The sequence below is a fragment of the Rhizobium sp. G21 genome, assembly GCF_014158035.1.
In the GTDB taxonomy this organism is placed as follows: Bacteria; Pseudomonadota; Alphaproteobacteria; order Rhizobiales; family Rhizobiaceae; genus Rhizobium_E.
This window is the reverse complement of sequence record NZ_JACFXW010000001.1, coordinates 2,616,078-2,632,912: the sequence shown is the minus strand read 5'-3', so window position 1 is coordinate 2,632,912 and position 16,835 is coordinate 2,616,078. Positions and strand designations below refer to the sequence as shown.

Sequence of the window (16,835 nt, the reverse complement as noted above, 5' to 3'; positions counted from 1 at the left end):
AGATTTAGGCGATCCAGGCTTGAAGTCCAACCCACCCTCGTTACATTTGCGCCATGAACACCGACATCGTGGATCTCCGGCAATTCTATCACTCGCCGCTCGGCCGGCTGGCGGAGGCATCGATCACCGCGAGCCTCCAGGCGCTCTGGCCAAGGCTGCCGGACGAACGCCTGCTCGGTCTCGGTTACGCCCCGCCCTATCTGGATCGCTTCAAGAAAGACGCCGAACGCGCCTTCGCCTTCATGCCGGCGGGCCAGGGCGCCGTGAACTGGCCGTCGGACGGCAAATCGGCGACCGCTTTGGTGTTCGACGAGGAACTGCCGTTGCCGGACGCCTCGATCGACCGGGTGCTGCTCGTGCATTCGCTGGAATTCGCCGAGAACCCGCGCGAGATGCTGAAAGAAGTCTGGCGGGTTCTGGCGCCCGGGGGCGCTTGGTGGTGGTGGCGCCCAATCGTCGCGGCGTCTGGGCGCGGCTCGAACATACGCCTTTCGGAGCTGGCCGACCCTATTCGGGCGGGCAACTTGTGACGCTGTTGCGCGAGGCGAATTTCACCCCGGGCGCATCGGCCGGCGCTCTTTTCTTCCCGCCCTATCGAAGTCGGGCGATTCTCCGACTCCTGTCGGGTCTGGAGCCGCTGGGCCGGCGTCTCCTGCCCGTTTTCTCCGGCGTCATCCTGTATGAAGCGCAGAAACGCCTCTATCAGGGCCTGCCGGTGCATGCGCGAGCGTCCCGACGCGTTTTCGCGCCGGTTTTAGCCCCTCAGGGCATCCCGACCGCACGTAAAGCGGATTAAAGTCTCTACTTACGCTACAGCATCGGTGAATAGAGCAAGCAAAATTGCATGATTTTACCTCGCCTCGACAGTCGAACATCGAGTCGACTGCACGTTTTTTATGCGATTTCGTTCACATAAAACAATAAATCACGCGACTGCAAGCAATTGAATCTAAATGTGAATGCTGCGATTTGCCTTTTCTGCGAAGGCCAGTTTTCAACCATTTGGTGTCAATCAACGGGAATATAATATTAACCGAATATTGCGCCGTGTCGACTTATCGCAATATAACTCCAAAAGATTCAGAGAACTGAAGAATAAAATCTTCTTTTGGGGGAAAGAAATCGTGGCGATTCCGCAGGGCACTGCCTATTATTATCTGAACAGTTCAAACGAACTCGTCATGAAAGTACAGGGGTGGATACCCCTACCACGATCGTTTATGTAAAGCCGGACGGCTCGGCGGCGCCGGCCGGAAGTTATCCCCCTGCCGACGACGCGGTGTCCTTCACCCTCTATGCCGACGGCAGCCTGGAGTCCTACCGAAGCCTCGGCAGCGATGGCAGCTTTACCTGGCTCAAATTCGCACAGGCGGAACCCGGTTCCGCCAAGCCGTTCGGACCAAACAGCGAATATTCGCATGGCGACCTGGTGTTTTCCGAAACCCTGGATCGCGGCGTCGTGGATGGGGTGTCGGTTCTCGTCCACAAGGTCCAGTCCTTCCAGGACGGCAATCTGACCGACTACGAATTCAGCTATGGATCGCCTGAAAATTCCGCGGTCGTCGTCGAAGGCAATTATGATCCGGCAACGGGCCAGTCCACGGTGACGCTGACCAGTCTCGATCAACCGGCGCCGATCACCAACAGCGGGACGGGCTTCATCAACGGCCTCAACGGCCTGACCCCGAATTCATACTCCGCAACGGCGGCGCCTTGATCGGCAATGATGGTGGAACCCTCATCGGCAACGATGGAAGCACGCTGATCGGCAATGATGGCGGCACGCTCAACCAGTTCGACGTCGCCTCCCTGATCGGCAACGACAGCGCCGGCCTGATCGGCAATGACGGCGGCACGCTGATCAATTTCAGCGGCGGCGGCAACTCGATCATCGGGCCGGCATATTCGCTGCAGAACGGTCGCCTGATCGGCAATGACGGCTCGACCCTGGTGGGCACGGATGGCGCGAGTTTCGCGGCCAACGCCATGGCGAGCTTTCGCGGTTTTTCGGCCTATACCCTGACCAGTTTCGAAGAAGATGCGGAGCCTCAGATCGATACCCTGTCGGCCGATTCCGAAACGACGGGACGGCTCGATCCCTTCGGCAACCTCGATGGTGAGCTCGAGACGGCCGGCGATCGGGATTGGGTGAAGATCGAACTCGAGGCCGGGGAAACCTATGTCATCACCGCCGAGGGAGCGGCGTCGGGCGACGGGGCACTGTCCGATCCGAACATCAGGCTGCTCGGCGCCGACGGCGCCGTTCTCGGACAGGACGATGACAGCGGCGTCGATTCCGATGCGCGGCTCGTCTTCACGGCGACCACGGACGGCGATTATTATGTCGAGGTCAGCGCCGCGGGCGACACGGGCGTCGGCGCCTATGAGGTCGGCGTCCACAGTCAGCCGGCATCCTTCGTCAAGGACGGAGCCACGATCGACAATATCACCGGAGTAGGATTTCTCGGCGAAACTTCGATCACTGCTCTCGGCGATGGAGGTTTCGCAATCGGCTTCACGTCGCGAATCGACGGCTACTGGGACTTTCCGTTCAACCAGTCGTTCCATAGCCATGTGGAGATCATCAATGCCGAAGGGCAGGTGGTCGATCTCGATCCGCGCGCCGATTACAGCACCTTCTCGATCTACCGCGGAGGCGACTACAACAACCTGCCGGGCGCGACGGAAGTGGTCATGAACGCGGATGGCGGCTATTCGGTGATCGTGCCGAATACCTATTCGATCTTGACCGGCATGATCTATAGGGCCGTGGTTGCACAGGGGAGCGAACTGGGACTGGGGCCGGTCAACCCGTTGACACCGGATTCGACGCCGACGTTCAAGACCTATTCGACCTTCGCCGTCGACATCGCCACGCTCGCCAATGGCCAGTACATCGCCAGCATGGGCAGTGACGGCATTCACGGCACCGACGTGACCGGCAACATGGTGCAGATTTCGATCAACGGGGCACTACCCATCACCATCGACACCGCCACCGGCGTCAACAGCAACGGCCAGCGCACATCCGTATCCGCTCTGGGCAGCGGCGCGGTCGTCATATGGACTGACACCGAGGCGGATCCGGCTGGCGACAACAGCGCCGGCTACGGCGTCCAGGGCGCAATCGTCGATGCGGCCGGCAATGTACTGCATACTTTCGATGTCAACCAGACCGAGGCGCGCGCGCAATTCGTGGAAGGCGCGCAGTCGGTCGCCGAACTCGCAGATGGCGGCTTCGTCGTCGCCTGGACATCGAACGAAGACGACCCGAATCATGCCGTGCCCTTTACGGATTGCTATTTCAGGGTCTTCAATGCCGATGGGACTCCGCGAACAGGCGACATACTGCTCGGCGACAATCAGGCTCTGGGTCAGCACAGACCCTCCGTCGTCGGCTTGCCGCCGGGGGCGGGTTCGCAATCGCCTGGTCGGATATGGGCAACCTGCAGCTCCAGCAGTTCGACGATTTCGGTGCGGAAGTGGGCGCTGAAACAGCAATAGGCTTTGGCGGCAATCTGAGCCTGGCGGTCGGGGCGCATGGCAAGCTCGCCGTCTCCTACAATGACAATGGCATGCTTCGTGTGCAGATCATGGAGCCGAATCATGCGCCGACGGATATTTCGCTGTCGAACAACGTGATCGACGAAAACGTCGTCAATGCGCCATCGATCGCCATCGGCGAGCTGGCCGCCATCGACGACAATGCCTCGGACACATTCACCTACGAGTTGGTCGACGATGCCGATGGGACGTTCCGGATCGAAGGCGGCAAGCTGTACTGGAACAGTTACGATTCCGACCCTGACCACGAGTCGCAGTCCAGCTATGAAATCACGGTCAAGGTCACCGACAGCGCGCTTACCAGTTTTGTCAGGACCTTCACGATCGACGTCGCCGATGTGAATGAGCCGGTCGTCGGCCTGAAAGGCGATACGTCCGCTTCAGTGGAAGAAAACAGTGCGGCAGGGACGGTGGTCGCGACGCTGGAGGGTAACGACCCCGATGCGGACGAGACCTTCACCTTCGAGATCGTGGACGGAGACGACCTGCCGTTCAGCCTTGTCGGCAACCAGCTCAAACTGACCGCGTCGCCAGATTATGAAACGCTTTCCAGTTACGTCCTCACCATACGAACCACAGATTCCGCCAATCACACGGTGGATACGGCCTTTACGGTCTATGTGGACAACATCGATGACGCCGCGCCGACCATAATCGACCTCTATAATGACGACGTCCAGGAAAATGCGCCATCCGGGTCTGAAGTCGGCTACATATTTGCGCAAGACCCCGACACGTTTGCGGGGCTGAATTACAGTTTGATCGGCCCCAATGCCGATCTTTTCGAGATCCGGGAAGAGTCAGGCGGGATGCGGCTTTACACCCGCGGCAGTTTCAATCACGAAACAACCCCGACCCTGGATGTGACCATTCGCGTCGAAGACGGCGGCGGCCGGTCTCTGGATCAGACCTTCACCGTCAATGTCGACGACGTGAACGACCTTCCGGTCATCACCAGCGAAAATGAGTTTCTGGTGAGAGAAGGCGACGACCGGATTGTCCAGCTTGCAGCGACCGACGAAGACGGCGATCAGATTACGTGGACGGTGAATCCGTCGGAAGGAAGTTTCGAGGACTTCTTCGCGTTCCAGATAGATGGGGATGGTTACCTCACGCTCGATCCCGCGGTGGAAGCCGACGCGCCTTGGGACACCGACGGCGACGGCGTGTACCATTTCAGAGTGTCTGCCTATGACGGCAGCGAAAGCGTCACCCAGGAGATGACGGTCACGGTGGTCGGCGGCAATGCCGATCCGGTAATTTCAGGCGGAATGAACACGCTCGTCAAGCTCAAGGAAAACCAGACCACCGTCAAGACCATCGTGGCGACCGATCCCGACGACGATGATTCTTCAGTATTCGATCGTCGGTGGCCCCGACTCCGATTTGTTCGAGATCAAGACCGTCAAAGGCAAGGTCCAACTGGCGTTCAAGGAAGCGCCCGACTTCGAAGATCCGTCCGATGTCGGCAACAACAATTCCTACAACGTGATCATCCGCGCCGACGACGGCAATGGAGGCGTTGCGGATCAGGCCGTGGCCATCAGCGTGCAGAACGTCAAGGGAATCACATTCCAGGGCACCAAGGCCGCCGATGTCAAAAATGGGACCAACGAGGAAGACGTTCTCTCGGGCCAGGGCAAGAACGACACCCTGTCCGCCAAGGGTGGAGACGACATCCTGAATGGCGGCCTCGGCAAAGACAAACTGACCGGCGGCCTCGGCGAGGACATCTTCGTCTTCGACACCAAAATCGCCAAAAACAACGCCGACACCATTGGCGATTTTTCCGTGGCGGACGATCAGTTTCATCTCGAACTGGATGTGTTCGCAAAGATCGGCAAACTGGGAGGGCTGGCGAAAGCGGGCTTCGAGTCCAACGACACGGGCGACGCCGAGGATAAGTCGGATCGGATCATCTACAACGAACGGAACGGCGAGTTGTATTTCGACGCCGATGGCAGCAAAGACAAATTCGACGCCATTCTCTTCGCCAAGATCGGCAAGGGTATGGACCTGACATTCCGGGACTTCGACATCGTCTAACAAGGCGTATTCTCGCGACCGGCGCCGCCGGTCGCCGTCATTCTGTCTCCTTGATGGGAGGACGGATGGATTTGGACGATCGCCGCCATCGGCGCGTCAACCCCAATCTCGACAAATGCCGGCGCGCAGTCTATGGCGTGAGCGAAATCTTTCGGGGCGCGTCTTCTGACCATGAGCACAATGCAATTCGACAAGATCGCGCTGATCGGCATCGGCCTGATCGGCTCCTCCATCGCTCGCGCCGTCAAGCTCAAAGGCCTGGCGCGCGAGGTGGCGATTTCCTCCCGCAGCAGCCAAACGCTGGCGCGCGCCGAGGCGCTCGATCTGGGCACGCACTACTACGAAATAGCCCGTGATTGCGTGCGCGACGCCGATCTCGTTATCGTCTCGGTTCCGGTCGGCGCTTCGGGCGCGGTGGCCGAAGAGATCGCCGGGACTCTGAAACCGGGCGCGATCCTGACCGATGTCGGCTCGACCAAGGCTTCGGTGATCAGCCAGATGCTGCCGCATGTGCCCGAAGGCGTGCATTTCATCCCCGGACACCCGATCGCCGGCACCGAACATTCCGGCCCGGACGCCGGCTTCGCCGATCTTTTCGAGGGCCGCTGGTGCATTCTGACGCCGGTGGAAGGCTCCGAAGCCGAGCCGATCGCGCAGCTGCGGCGCTTCTGGGAAACGCTGGGGTCAAAGGTCGAGGAGATGGATCCCGTCCATCACGACAAGGTGCTGGCGATCGTGTCGCATCTGCCGCATATCATCGCCTACAACATCGTCGGCACCGCGGCGGATCTGGAAACGGTCACCGAATCCGAAGTGATCAAATATTCGGCCTCGGGTTTTCGCGATTTCACCCGTCTCGCTTCGTCCGATCCCACCATGTGGCGCGATGTCTGCCTGCACAACAAGGACGCGATTCTCGAAATGCTGGCGCGTTTTTCAGAGGATCTCGCTTATCTGCAGCGGGCGATCCGCTGGGGCGAAGGCGACAAGCTGTTCGATCTCTTCACCCGCACCCGCGCGGTGCGCCGCTCGATCATCGAGGCGGGACAGGATACGGCGGCGCCCGACTTCGGCCGCCACATCAAGACGACGCCCTGATCAGCTGCGGCCGGCAAAGGCGCGAATCTTTTCGCGGATCATCTTCGCCACGCTCTTGGTGTTCTGATAGAGATGCAATTGCGAGCCGGCCTGGCGCACGTCGCGGTCGGCATGCGGCGTCAGCCCGACGATCAGCGTGCCCATCGTCTCCCTCTCCCGCCAGAAGCGGCTCATGATCGGATGATCGGGCGCTGCGAGCGAATCGGTGCGCATGATGTTTGCGTCGTCGAGATGCCATTCGGTGACCTGCGCCATCAGCAGCTTGCCCGGCGAAAAACGCGCATAGGCCTCGTCGAAAGCGGTCTTCCAGGCATAGGCCTCGCCATTCATCATCAGCACGATCAGCGAGGCGATGGCCTTGCCGTCGAGATCGATAGTGTGGATGCGCGCTTGGTCGACTTCGGCGAGGTTGTTGACCGCCTCACGCGCCATCGCGGCGCGATACCGGTCCGACAGCATGGCGGTGCGCTTGCGGCCCTTCCAGCCAGACGCTTCGAGCAGCAGGAACTCCTCCATGCGCAAGCGGATGTCGCGCGGTTGACGCGCCACCGCATAGCTGACAGCGCCCGACTGTTCCAGCAGCCCCCATTGCCGGCGCATTTCGCGCAGATGCGACGCCTTGATCGAGGCGCGCAGATAGGTTTCGCCATCCTCGAGGCTCTCGAGCATCGGCCGCTCGCTGAGACCCACGACATCGACCGGCAGGTTGCGCGACATCGCAATGGCCTTCATCAACTGGGTAAAGGGGCCGCGCACCCGGACATCCGGGATCACCAGCACCTGCGGCAACTTCGCCCTGGGTTCGGCGAGCGCCGTCAACAGATGGTCGAGCGTCTCGGCCGCGCCTTCGGCATCGACCAGCGGCGTGCCGAGCGGGCCGAAATTGTTGGCCCAGACGCGCAAGATCGGCGCACCCAGCGCAAACCCGGGCTTTTCGATCGAAAACGGCATGAGATAGCGGAGACGGCTGCGTCCCTCGTGGTCGTCGCGGATCAGCGCGAGACGCACTTCGCGATCTTCGAGACGCGGCATCGCCGGGGCGAGGAACCGGCTGGAGAAAAAGACATTCGGCTCCAGCGCGCGGTTGGAGAGGAAGTCGAGTTCGTTCTGCAGGTCATAGCCCGATTGCGTGTGATAGATCGATAGCGTCCGGCCGGGCTTGCCGGTCTCCAGCGTGATCAGCGCCTGAGGGCGATCGAGGTCGCCAGCCAGCCGTCCCTCGGCGAGCTGCAGCGAATTTTGCAATCCATCATCCTGTTGAGCGGGCGTCAGAGCCATGGTCAGGCTTCTCCCAAAGTCTTGTTTCCGGCGATCGGCCGGGCAAATGCGAAGAGGGTAATTCCGAGTTTCCGCCGCACGGCCACATGCAGGAGCAGCGCTTCCGCCGCCATGGCGCCCGCTGCGGCAAAGGCCGCGCCTTCGATGCCGAACAGCGGCAGAAGCACGACGTTGAGACCGATATTGACGGCCAACGCCGCGACATAGAGTTTGACGCACAATGCCTGATGTCCGGACATCGTAAGGAGCACTTCGCCCGGGCCGACCAGCGCCTTCGTCATGATGCCGAAGAACAGGATGACCATGACGGCATAGCCTGAGACGAAGCCGGAGCCGAACATCGACAGCAGAAATTTGCCCGCCGCCAGCAAGCCCAGCCCGACGGCGAGCGACGGCCAAAAGGACCAGCGGACGGTGCGGCCTGCAAATTCCGCCAGTTCGCGCGTCGCGCCCCGTGCATGCAAGGCGGAAAACTGGGGCGCGCTCGCCGCTTTCACCGAAAAGAACACGAACTGCACGAGAACGATGGTCTTCGACGCCGCGAAGTAGACGCCGACCTGGGCGGGGTCGAGAAATAGCCCCGTGACCACGGTGTCTGAATTGGTGAGCAGGAAACTGAAGCCTTCGATCAAGAAGATCGGCAGCGCCACCCGCAGCCAAGAGCCGAATTCGACCACCGATGCGCCGCGCTCATAGCGGCGATTGAGCCGCCAGTTGATGTTGAAGAATTGCCCGATCGTGGTGGCGTAGGTGGCCACGAGACTGGCGACCAGCGCCGTTTCCGCCGTGCGCGGCTCTCCCGCCCAGACCGCCAGCAGCATGAAGACGAGGATGAGCGTCGGTCGGATGAGATAGGTCGGGCTCAGCGCCACGACCGCCCAGGAATTGGCGCGCGCCGTACCCTCCATCGTGTCGCCGAGCGCAATCATCGGCAGGATGAACAGAGCGATGAAGAGCGGCGCGACGTAATAGGGCTCCAGCCGATCGGCAAACAGCGTCAGCACGACATAACCGATCAGCGCCACCAGGCTCGACGACACGAGCGCGAAGATGCGGGAGGCGGTTGTCAGGCCGCGGGCGCGGTCGTGATCGCGCTCGGCCTCGAATTGAGGCAGGAAGCGGATCTGCGCCGAATGAAAGCCGAAACAGGACAGATTGCCGATCAGGATCACCAGCACCCAGACGAAGACGAACAGTCCATATTCATGCTCGCCCATGATGCGGGCGAGAATGATCTGCGAGACGAAGGCGATGCCGGCCGAGAGGATGCGGATGAGAAAGGCGATCAGCGCCATGCGCCCGGCGCGGCTTTCAGGGTCTGTCTCGCGCAGCCGCGTCCAAACCTTGCCCGCGAGTGCCTTGACCTGGCTCACGCGACCCGACGGAACGTCCTTGGCTGGGGCCTGCAGAAGGGCCATGATACGCAATACCCGAACTCATACGCGCGGAAAGGAACAGTCTCCGCTTGTACATGGGTCTTGGTTAAGAAAGGGTTGGACCGGCGCCCGAAATGCTGAACATCCAAGCGCAGAGGGCCCCCGCCGAAGGCGGTTTTCAGTTGATATCGTCGGGAAGGACCGGAAGCGGCGCGATCTCGACGCCCTCCTCCAGCAGCGCCTTCACCTCGACGGGTGAAGCCTGGCCGATGATGCCGCGGGCTTCGGTCTCGCCGTAATGGATCTTGCGCGCTTCCTCGGGGAAACGCTCGCCCACATCCTCGGCATTGTTGCGCACTTCGGTAACGATCTCGCGCAGTTTCTGCATCACTTCCTTGCGAGTGACGTCGAGCGCCAGCGCGGTCGTTTCGTCCTTGCGGCGGCTGGTGGAAACGCTGGGCGCCATCAGCATCTTGGAAACGGACAGCGAGCCGCAGGCCGGACAGGAGACGAAACCGGCTTCGGCCTGCCGGTCGAAATCGGCGCTCGAGGCGAACCAGCCTTCGAATTCATGCGCCTTGTCGCAATGGAGGGAATAGCGGATCACGATCTCACTTATCCTTGATGGAGGTCAGAGCCTGACTTCGGTCAGTTCGAAATCCCGTGCATTCTTGAGGTTGGGGATTTTGGCGCGAGCGGCGATTGTTTCCGCAATGTCGATATCGGCCATGATCACCGCTTCGCCCACCAAGGGCGCTCGGGCGAGAATGCGGCCCCAGGGTCGACGATCATCGAATTGCCATAGGTTTCGCGGCCGTCTTCATGCAGGCCGGCCTGGGCGGCGGCGATCATGAAGACGCCGTTCTCGATGGCGCGGGCGCGGATCAGCACTTCCCAATGCGCTTCCCCGTCTGGCGCGTAAAGGCGGCGGGAAGGCTGACGATCTCGGCGCCGGCCAGCGCCTCGGCGCGGAACAGCTGGGGGAAACGGACATCGTAGCAGATGGCGAAGCCGAGCGCGCCGAAGGGGAGATGCGCCACCTTCGCCTCGGACCCCGGACGATAGACGGCGCTTTCGCGCCAGCTTTCGCCATTGTCGAGATCGACGTCGAACATGTGGATCTTGTCGTAGCGGCAGACGAGTTCCCCATCGGGTCCGAACAGGAAGCCGCGATTGGCCGTCTTGCCGTCCTCGAGCGCGATCGCGGTCGAGCCGACATGCAGATGGACGCCGAGTTCCGCCGACAGCGCCTTGGCGCGGGCGACGATCAGATCCGTCTCTTCCGGTCGGAGGATCTCGGCGAGTCCCTTGCGGTCACGCTGCAGGGCGCCGGTCATCTCCGGCGTCTGGATATAGACGGCGCCGCCGGCATGCGCCTCGCGCACGAGAGCCTCCATGCGCAGCGCATTCTTCTCCGGGTCCACGCCCGAACACATCTGGATCGCGGCGATTTTCACCATGATCAGGCGGCCAGGAGGGGATCGAGCCTGCCGGCGCGATCGAGCGCATGCAGATCGTCGCAGCCGCCGACATGTTGACCGTCGATGAAGATCTGCGGGAAGGTGTTGCGGCCAGATTTCGCCATCATTTCCTCGCGGATATCGGGCTTGCCGGTGGCGTCATGCTCGACGAAATCGACGCCCTTTCCGCCGAGCAACGCCTTGGCGGCGCTGCAATAGCCGCAACCCTGTCTCGTATAGATCACCACGGACGCCATGCCAGTCTCCGTTCAACGCCGAAAAACGTTCTTCTTTCCGTCATATAGTGTCCGGCAAGGCCCTTGCAAAGGTCAAAACATCGACCCCCGTCGCCCCGCTGCGCGCAAGCAGCCGCGCGATGGCCGACACCGTGGCGCCCGTCGTGTAGACGTCGTCGACGATCAGGATGCGTCGACCGAAAATTTCGCTCGCGCCGCCCTCGTTCAGCCGGAACGCGCCGCGCACATTGGCGTCGCGGCCCAGTCGAGTGAGCCCGACCTGATGGGCGGTGTTGCGAATGCGTCTCACCGCGTCCGGCAACATCGGGACGCCCGTTCTGGCTGAGAGCGCGCGTGAGTTCCGCCGCCTGGTTGAAGCGCCGCTCCAGCATGCGCCGGCGATGCAACGGAACCGGCAGCAAAACATCGGAGGCGGCGATCAGCTCCGACCCGGCCCGCGCCATCCACAAAGCCATCATCGGCGCGAGTTCCGTCTGGTCGCGATACTTCAAGCCATGCACCAGCTCGCGCGCCGGTCCATCGAACAGGCAGGCCGAACGCAGGCGCGCAAAATCCGGCGGGTGGGCGATGGCTTCCGCAGACAGCGCGCCGGGCCCGAGATCATGGCTGAATGGACTGCCGAGAATGTCGCAATAGGGTTTTTCGATGAAGCGGACTTGCGACCAGCAGGCGGCGCACAGCGCCCCGCCGTTCATGGTCAAGCGTCCACAGACCGGGCAGGTCGGAGGAAAAAACAGATCGGCGGCCGAACGGCTCAGCCATCCGCCGGTTTCCTTCGCTGCGCGACCCAAGCCGCGCCAGGAGCCTGACACCATCCACATCGCTTGACTTCGCCGGACGTTTGATGACTGTGCCGCCAATCCACGAGAGTAGCTGACGATGGAAATTCTGATTGATCCCGATCTCGCTGTAAAGCGCCGCAGGCGCCGCCGCGCGCGCTTTCGATCCCAAAGCCGGATTTTTGCTCGATCTCGCCGCCGAGGAACTGTCGCTCAGGCTATCGGCGATCGAACGCCGCTTCGACGACGCGGTCGAACTGTTCGGCGGCACAGGCGCGGCGGCCGGCGCCTGCCTCGCCACGGGCAAGATCGACGCGATGAAGACCGTGGAGGTCGCGCCCGAGGCGCATCCCGCCATGCTCGCCGGCAGCTTCGAAGATGTGCCGCTCGAGCCCGAGAGCGTCAATCTGGCAATTGCGCCGCTGTGCTTGCATCTCGTCAACGATCTCCCGGGCAGCCTGATACGCATCCGGCGGGCGTTGAGACCGGACGGCTTCTTCATGGCGGCGATCCCCGGCCTCGGCACGCTCGCCGAACTCAACGACGTGCTGATCGAAACCGACATCGCGCGACATGGCGGCGCGAGCCCGCGCGTGGTGCCGTTCGGAGAGGTGCGGGCGCTGGGCGCATTGTTGCAGCGCGCCGGCTTCAGTCTTCCTGTGGCCGATGTCGAGAATTTCACTGTTCGCTATGATTCACTCTTCGCGCTGATGGCCGATCTCCGGGCGATGGGTATGACCAGCAGTCTGGCGGCCCGGTCTCGGACGCCGGTGTCGCGAGGCTATTTCATCGAGGCGGCGCGTCGTTATCAGGAAAAATATTCCGATCCCGACGGCCGCATTCGCGCGACATTCTCGCTGATTTTCCTGTCGGGCTGGGCGCCGCATGACAGCCAGCAGAAGCCGCTTCGGCCCGGCTCCGCCAAGATGCGTCTCGAAGACGCGATCCGCCAGGCGGCGCAGGCAGCCGAAGAAACATGATCCTGAATCAAAAACCCGGCTTCGAGCCGGGCCGCCGCGTCTCGAAGCTGGTGAAGACAGGTCAGCAGCCGTTGCGCACGCCGTTCTGGTCGATGATGCAGACATCGCCGGGACTATCCTGCAGCACCGAACGGCGGATCGTGTAGCGCTTGACCTTGCCGTCGCCGGTCGGGATAGAGCCGGTCTTGATATCGTCATAGCCGAGCGTGGCGCCGGCCTGCATCTCGTCGCTCTTCTGCGACACGATCGGGGTCAGGATCAGCGACAGCGCGATCGCCGCCGTGCCGAACAGCAATGCGACATTGACGGCGCCGATGCGATTGCGGCGCTCGTCGACAAAATCCCCCACACGGGACCCTCTCAAGTCATCATCGTCCATGTTCACACAAGCCTGTCGTCAGTCCGGTTTGGTTACCGGATCGATAATGCCAGCGCTTACTAAACAGAGTCTTAACAGAAGGTTATTCCACAGGCTTTATGGGAGGAGATCGACCAGAAATGGAACAAGCGGATCGTCCGCGGGCGGCATCGGATAATCGCGGAGATCCTTGGCGCGCACCCATTTGACCGCCTGTCCCTCCAGGCCGCGAGCGATGCCCTCGTAGCGGCGGCAGACATAGAGCGGCATCAGCAGGTGAAAATCGTCATAGCTGTGGCTGGCGAAGGTCAAAGGGGCCAGACAGGGGATCTTGGTCTCGATACCCAGTTCCTCGCGCAATTCGCGCACCAGCGTCTCCTCTGGCGTTTCGCCGGGCTCGACCTTGCCGCCGGGAAATTCCCAGAGGCCGGCGAGCGACTTGCCTTCCGGCCTTTGGGCGAGCAGCACTCGTCCGTCGGCGTCGATCAGCGCGCAGGCGGCCACCAGAAGAATGCGTTTGCCGGCCCCGCTCATGCCGCGCTCTCCTTGCGCCAATAGGCGTAGTCGTAGATCACGCCGAAGCCCATGTCCTTGTAGAGGGCGACGGCGCCGTGATTGGCGGCGATGACCTGCAGCCATGCCTTGCGCGCGCCGCGCAGGCGCGCCCAGCGCAGGGCGCCGGCGACGAGTTCGCGACCCAGCCCCTGCCGGCGCAGGTCCTTGCGCACCACGACCTGTTGCAGGCCGGCGAGATCATTGTCCTGCACGCAGATCGCCACGGCGCTCGGACCATGAGCGTCTTCCAGCAGAAACAGGCCGGCGGTCGGTTCGATCGCGGCAATGATGGCGCCGATCACCTCGGCGTCGGCTTCACGGCCGTCATCGACGGCCACACAGGCGTCCGAGAAACGGCGGATATCATGGCTCGGCAGGTGATCCATGCCATGGCTGAGATCGAGCGCGTCGAGATCGGCGCCCATCACATGCGTTTCCGATCCCCGCGTCCAGCCTTCCCCAGCCAGCACGTCCAGAAGAGCAGGCGGGCAGAGCGGCGATTGCCGCACCGTCGGCGTCACGCCCTCTGCCAAGAACCGCGCTTCCGCCTGACGCAACCGCTCCGTCATGTCGCGGCTGTCGAACGGATCGAGCGGCACCAGGCTGTTCAGGCGCTTCGAGGGATGGCCGGGCGTGATGCGGAGCTGCCAGCTCCCGTCGAAGGACACCGATTTCGCCGGCCAGGCGCGAAAGCCAACCGCCTCCAGCCGCCGCACCAGAGGCAGGGTTTTCCCGTCAGCTGCGATAGTCGCCATTGATCTCAACATAGTCCTTGGTCAGATCGCAGGTCCAGACCGTAGCCTGTCCCGAGCCGAGGCCGAGATCGACCCGAACCGGGATCTTGTCCTTTTTCATCACGGCGGAGGCCGCCTCTTCGGAATAATCGGGGTCGCGCTCGCCGTCGACGGCGACGCGGATATCGCCGAAGCTGATTTCCAGGAGATCGCGATCCGCAGGTTCGCCCGACTTGCCGACCGCCATCACGACGCGACCCCAATTGGCGTCTTCACCCGCCACCGCCGTCTTGACGAGCGGCGAATTGGCGATCGACAGCGCGACCTTCTTGGCGCTTTCGTCGCTGACCGCGCCGTTGACCGTCACTTCGAGCATCTTGCGCGCGCCTTCACCGTCGCAGACCACCTGATGGGCGAGGTCGAGAAGCAGGCTGTCAAGGGCCGAAGCGAAATCGGCGAGGGCGGCATCCGTCGCAGCGGTCACCGTGGCCTGGCCGCGCTTGGCGGCGGCGCGGGTCGCAAACAGCATCAGCGTGTCGGAGGTCGAGGTGTCGCTGTCGACGGTCACCGAATTGAAGCTCGGGCCGACGCCCTTCGCAAGGAGCGCCTGCAGGACATCCGCCGGAAGATCCGCATCGGTCACAACGAAGGACAGCATCGTCGCCATGTCGGGGGCGATCATGCCGGCGCCCTTGGCGATGCCGTTGATGGTCACGGTCGCGTCGCCGATCCTGGCGCTGCGGGTGGCGACCTTCGGATAGGTGTCGGTGGTCATGATCGCCTTGGCGGCTTCGAACCAGAAGTCGCCGGTCAGCTTCGCGGCGAGATCTGGAAGCACGGCGGCGATCTTGGCGGCGTCGAGCGGCTCGCCGATCACGCCGGTCGAGGCGAGATAGATCTCGTTTTCCTCGGCGCCGAGCGCAGCTGCGGTCGACTGGGCCGTCAGGGCGGTTGCCGCCTTGCCCTTCTTGCCGGTGAAGGCGTTGGCGTTGCCGGAATTGACGATCAGCGCCTTGGCCTTGCCATGCGGCAGATTGGCGCGGCAGAAATCCACCGGAGCCGACGGGCATTTCGACCGTGTGAAGACGCCGGCGACGGTGGCGGGCTCGTCGAACGCCATCATCAACACGTCGGTGCGGTTCTTATACTTTATTCCGGCTTCGGCGGTGGCCATGCGGACGCCCTCGATGACGGGCATCTCGGCATAGGACTTGGGCGCGAGGGGAGATACGGCGTGCGACATGGAGACCTCTCTTTTCGGGGACTTTTCCCAGTCTGGGGTCTGGAGTTGAAGGCCTGATGGCGAAAGGCGCCCCGGAAGGCGCCTTTTCTGATCAGTTTGCCGGCTTGTTGGCTTCTTCGTAGCCCTTGGCCAGCGCCGGGTCCTTGACCTCGATCTTGGCGGCGTCCTTCGACGTCTTGATCAGTTCGAGATACTTGTCGCGCATGATGATCTGGCGGATCTGATCCTTGACCTGCTCGAGCGGCGGCGGCGGCGCAATGCGCTTGTCTTCGACCTTGATGACATGCCACCCGAACTGGGTCTTGATCGGCGCCTTGGAGACCTCGCCCTTCTGCATGGCGAAAGCGGCCGTCTCGAATTCCGGCACCATCTGTCCCTTGCGGAAATAGCCGAGATCGCCGCCGTCGGACTTGTTCGGATCGGTGGACTTTTCCTTGGCGAGCTCGGCGAAATCCTTGCCCTCGCCCAGCGCTTTGATCACCGCCTTGGCTTCATCCTCGGTCTTGACCAGGATGTGGCGGGCGCGAACTTCTTCCTGCTTCGGCATCGCCTTGATTTCGGCGTCGTAGCGCGTCTGGACGTCGGAGTCCGTGACCGCGTCGACGACATGCTTCTTGAAATAGGCGTTGTGGAGTTCGCGGTCGACGATGAAGGCGACGCGCTCCTTGAATTCGGGCGTCTCGTCGAGCTTCTCACCCTTGGCCTTGACGGCGATGAGCTTGGCGTCGATCAGCGACGACAAAGCGGCCAGCCGCTTCTGCTCGGGCGGCAACTGCGACAGCTGCGGATCGATATTGCTTTCTGCGAGATCGAGATCCGCTTTGGTGATGTCGACGCCGTCGACAGTGGCGATGACCGGGTTGGCCGCATCCTCGGCGAACGCCCCGTTGGAGACGATCAGGAGGGCGGTCAAAGCGGTTGCGGCTAGCAGGCCTTTGCGAAACATCTTCTCACCATTCTGGCACAAAGGAAAAACAGGGTCCGGGATTTGCATTTTTCAAGCCAAAAGGCAATCGGAAAAGCGGGCGCGCCAGCGCTTGCCGTTGACAGACCACCGGCCCCCTCTTATCTGTCTCGCGGGTTTGCGCTGAAGAAGAATGCGGCGCA

Annotated in this window: 13 protein-coding genes and 5 pseudogenes; 7 read left to right on the top strand and 11 right to left on the bottom strand. The window is 62.2% G+C overall.

All coding sequences use genetic code 11. The annotated features are described in order from the left end of the window. The first annotated feature begins 53 nt into the window (after positions 1-53). From H2O14_RS13380 to H2O14_RS13360, 6 genes and pseudogenes are all read left to right on the top strand, one after another. A pseudogene (locus tag H2O14_RS13380) lies at positions 54-796 on the top strand (class I SAM-dependent methyltransferase). A 399-nt stretch (positions 797-1,195) separates the two neighbouring features. After that, the gene (locus H2O14_RS13375) at positions 1,196-1,717 is read left to right on the top strand and encodes a hypothetical protein (RefSeq protein WP_182828046.1); all 522 of its coding nucleotides are present in this window, start codon (positions 1,196-1,198) and stop codon (positions 1,715-1,717) included. Next, entirely contained in the window at positions 1,714-3,504 is a 1,791-nt protein-coding gene (locus H2O14_RS13370) for a PPC domain-containing protein (RefSeq protein WP_182828045.1), read from the top strand. Before H2O14_RS13375 ends, H2O14_RS13370 begins: the two co-directional genes overlap by 4 nt. Further along, positions 3,438-4,478 (top strand): annotated as a pseudogene (locus H2O14_RS29430) (cadherin repeat domain-containing protein); the annotation flags it as partial. The gene H2O14_RS13370 and the pseudogene H2O14_RS29430, both read left to right, overlap by 67 nt. Before the next feature lie 430 nt (positions 4,479-4,908). Beyond that, positions 4,909-5,250: pseudogene (locus H2O14_RS29425) on the top strand (cadherin repeat domain-containing protein); the annotation flags it as partial. Positions 5,251-5,781: 531 nt separating this feature from the next. Beyond that, positions 5,782-6,708, top strand: a complete 927-nt coding sequence (locus H2O14_RS13360; RefSeq protein ID WP_182828043.1) for a prephenate/arogenate dehydrogenase family protein — start codon at positions 5,782-5,784, stop codon at positions 6,706-6,708. Here the strand turns inward: H2O14_RS13360 and H2O14_RS13355 are convergent, their stop codons facing one another. The 6 genes and pseudogenes from H2O14_RS13355 to H2O14_RS27440 all read right to left on the bottom strand — a co-directional run bounded on the left by H2O14_RS13355 (position 6,709) and on the right by H2O14_RS27440 (position 11,368). After that, the gene (locus H2O14_RS13355; protein ID WP_182828042.1) at positions 6,709-7,986 is read right to left on the bottom strand and encodes a GNAT family N-acetyltransferase; all 1,278 of its coding nucleotides are present in this window, start codon (positions 7,984-7,986) and stop codon (positions 6,709-6,711) included. It abuts the gene before it with no gap. A gap of 2 nt (positions 7,987-7,988) precedes the next feature. Then, the gene (locus H2O14_RS13350) at positions 7,989-9,404 is read right to left on the bottom strand and encodes a lipopolysaccharide biosynthesis protein (RefSeq protein WP_182828041.1); all 1,416 of its coding nucleotides are present in this window, start codon (positions 9,402-9,404) and stop codon (positions 7,989-7,991) included. 136 nt (positions 9,405-9,540) lie between these two features. Beyond that, positions 9,541-9,969 (bottom strand): DUF1178 family protein, encoded by a 429-nt coding sequence (locus H2O14_RS13345; RefSeq protein WP_182828040.1) that lies wholly within the window; start codon positions 9,967-9,969, stop codon positions 9,541-9,543. A 24-nt stretch (positions 9,970-9,993) separates the two neighbouring features. Continuing rightward, positions 9,994-10,825: pseudogene (locus H2O14_RS13340) on the bottom strand (carbon-nitrogen hydrolase family protein). Next, positions 10,825-11,079, bottom strand: a complete 255-nt coding sequence (gene grxC / locus H2O14_RS13335; RefSeq protein WP_182828039.1) for a glutaredoxin 3 — start codon at positions 11,077-11,079, stop codon at positions 10,825-10,827. Before grxC ends, H2O14_RS13340 begins: the two are co-directional and overlap by 1 nt. Positions 11,080-11,119: 40 nt before the next feature. After that, the gene (locus tag H2O14_RS27440; RefSeq protein WP_312858602.1) at positions 11,120-11,368 is read right to left on the bottom strand and encodes a phosphoribosyltransferase family protein; all 249 of its coding nucleotides are present in this window, start codon (positions 11,366-11,368) and stop codon (positions 11,120-11,122) included. 590 nt (positions 11,369-11,958) lie between these two features. Between H2O14_RS27440 and H2O14_RS13325 the strand changes: the two are divergent. Next, positions 11,959-12,838 (top strand): annotated as a pseudogene (locus H2O14_RS13325) (methyltransferase domain-containing protein). Between the two features lie 61 nt (positions 12,839-12,899). Here H2O14_RS13325 and H2O14_RS13320 read toward each other — a convergent pair. From H2O14_RS13320 to H2O14_RS13300, 5 genes are all read right to left on the bottom strand, one after another. Then, a complete protein-coding gene (locus tag H2O14_RS13320; RefSeq protein WP_182828037.1) occupies positions 12,900-13,217 on the bottom strand; it encodes a hypothetical protein in 318 nt (105 codons plus the stop codon). A 96-nt stretch (positions 13,218-13,313) separates the two neighbouring features. Continuing rightward, positions 13,314-13,730 carry an 8-oxo-dGTP diphosphatase MutT gene (gene mutT, locus H2O14_RS13315; RefSeq protein WP_182828036.1) on the bottom strand — a complete coding sequence of 139 codons (417 nt, stop codon included), beginning with the start codon at positions 13,728-13,730 and terminating at the stop codon, positions 13,314-13,316. Then, positions 13,727-14,506 (bottom strand): GNAT family N-acetyltransferase, encoded by a 780-nt coding sequence (locus H2O14_RS13310; protein ID WP_246697382.1) that lies wholly within the window; start codon positions 14,504-14,506, stop codon positions 13,727-13,729. The genes mutT and H2O14_RS13310 overlap by 4 nt, the downstream gene beginning before the upstream one ends. Then, positions 14,487-15,728 (bottom strand): bifunctional glutamate N-acetyltransferase/amino-acid acetyltransferase ArgJ, encoded by a 1,242-nt coding sequence (gene argJ, locus H2O14_RS13305; RefSeq protein ID WP_182828034.1) that lies wholly within the window; start codon positions 15,726-15,728, stop codon positions 14,487-14,489. Before argJ ends, H2O14_RS13310 begins: the two co-directional genes overlap by 20 nt. Positions 15,729-15,819: 91 nt before the next feature. After that, positions 15,820-16,674 carry a peptidylprolyl isomerase gene (locus tag H2O14_RS13300; protein WP_182828033.1) on the bottom strand — a complete coding sequence of 285 codons (855 nt, stop codon included), beginning with the start codon at positions 16,672-16,674 and terminating at the stop codon, positions 15,820-15,822. Positions 16,675-16,835: the final 161 nt, after the last annotated feature.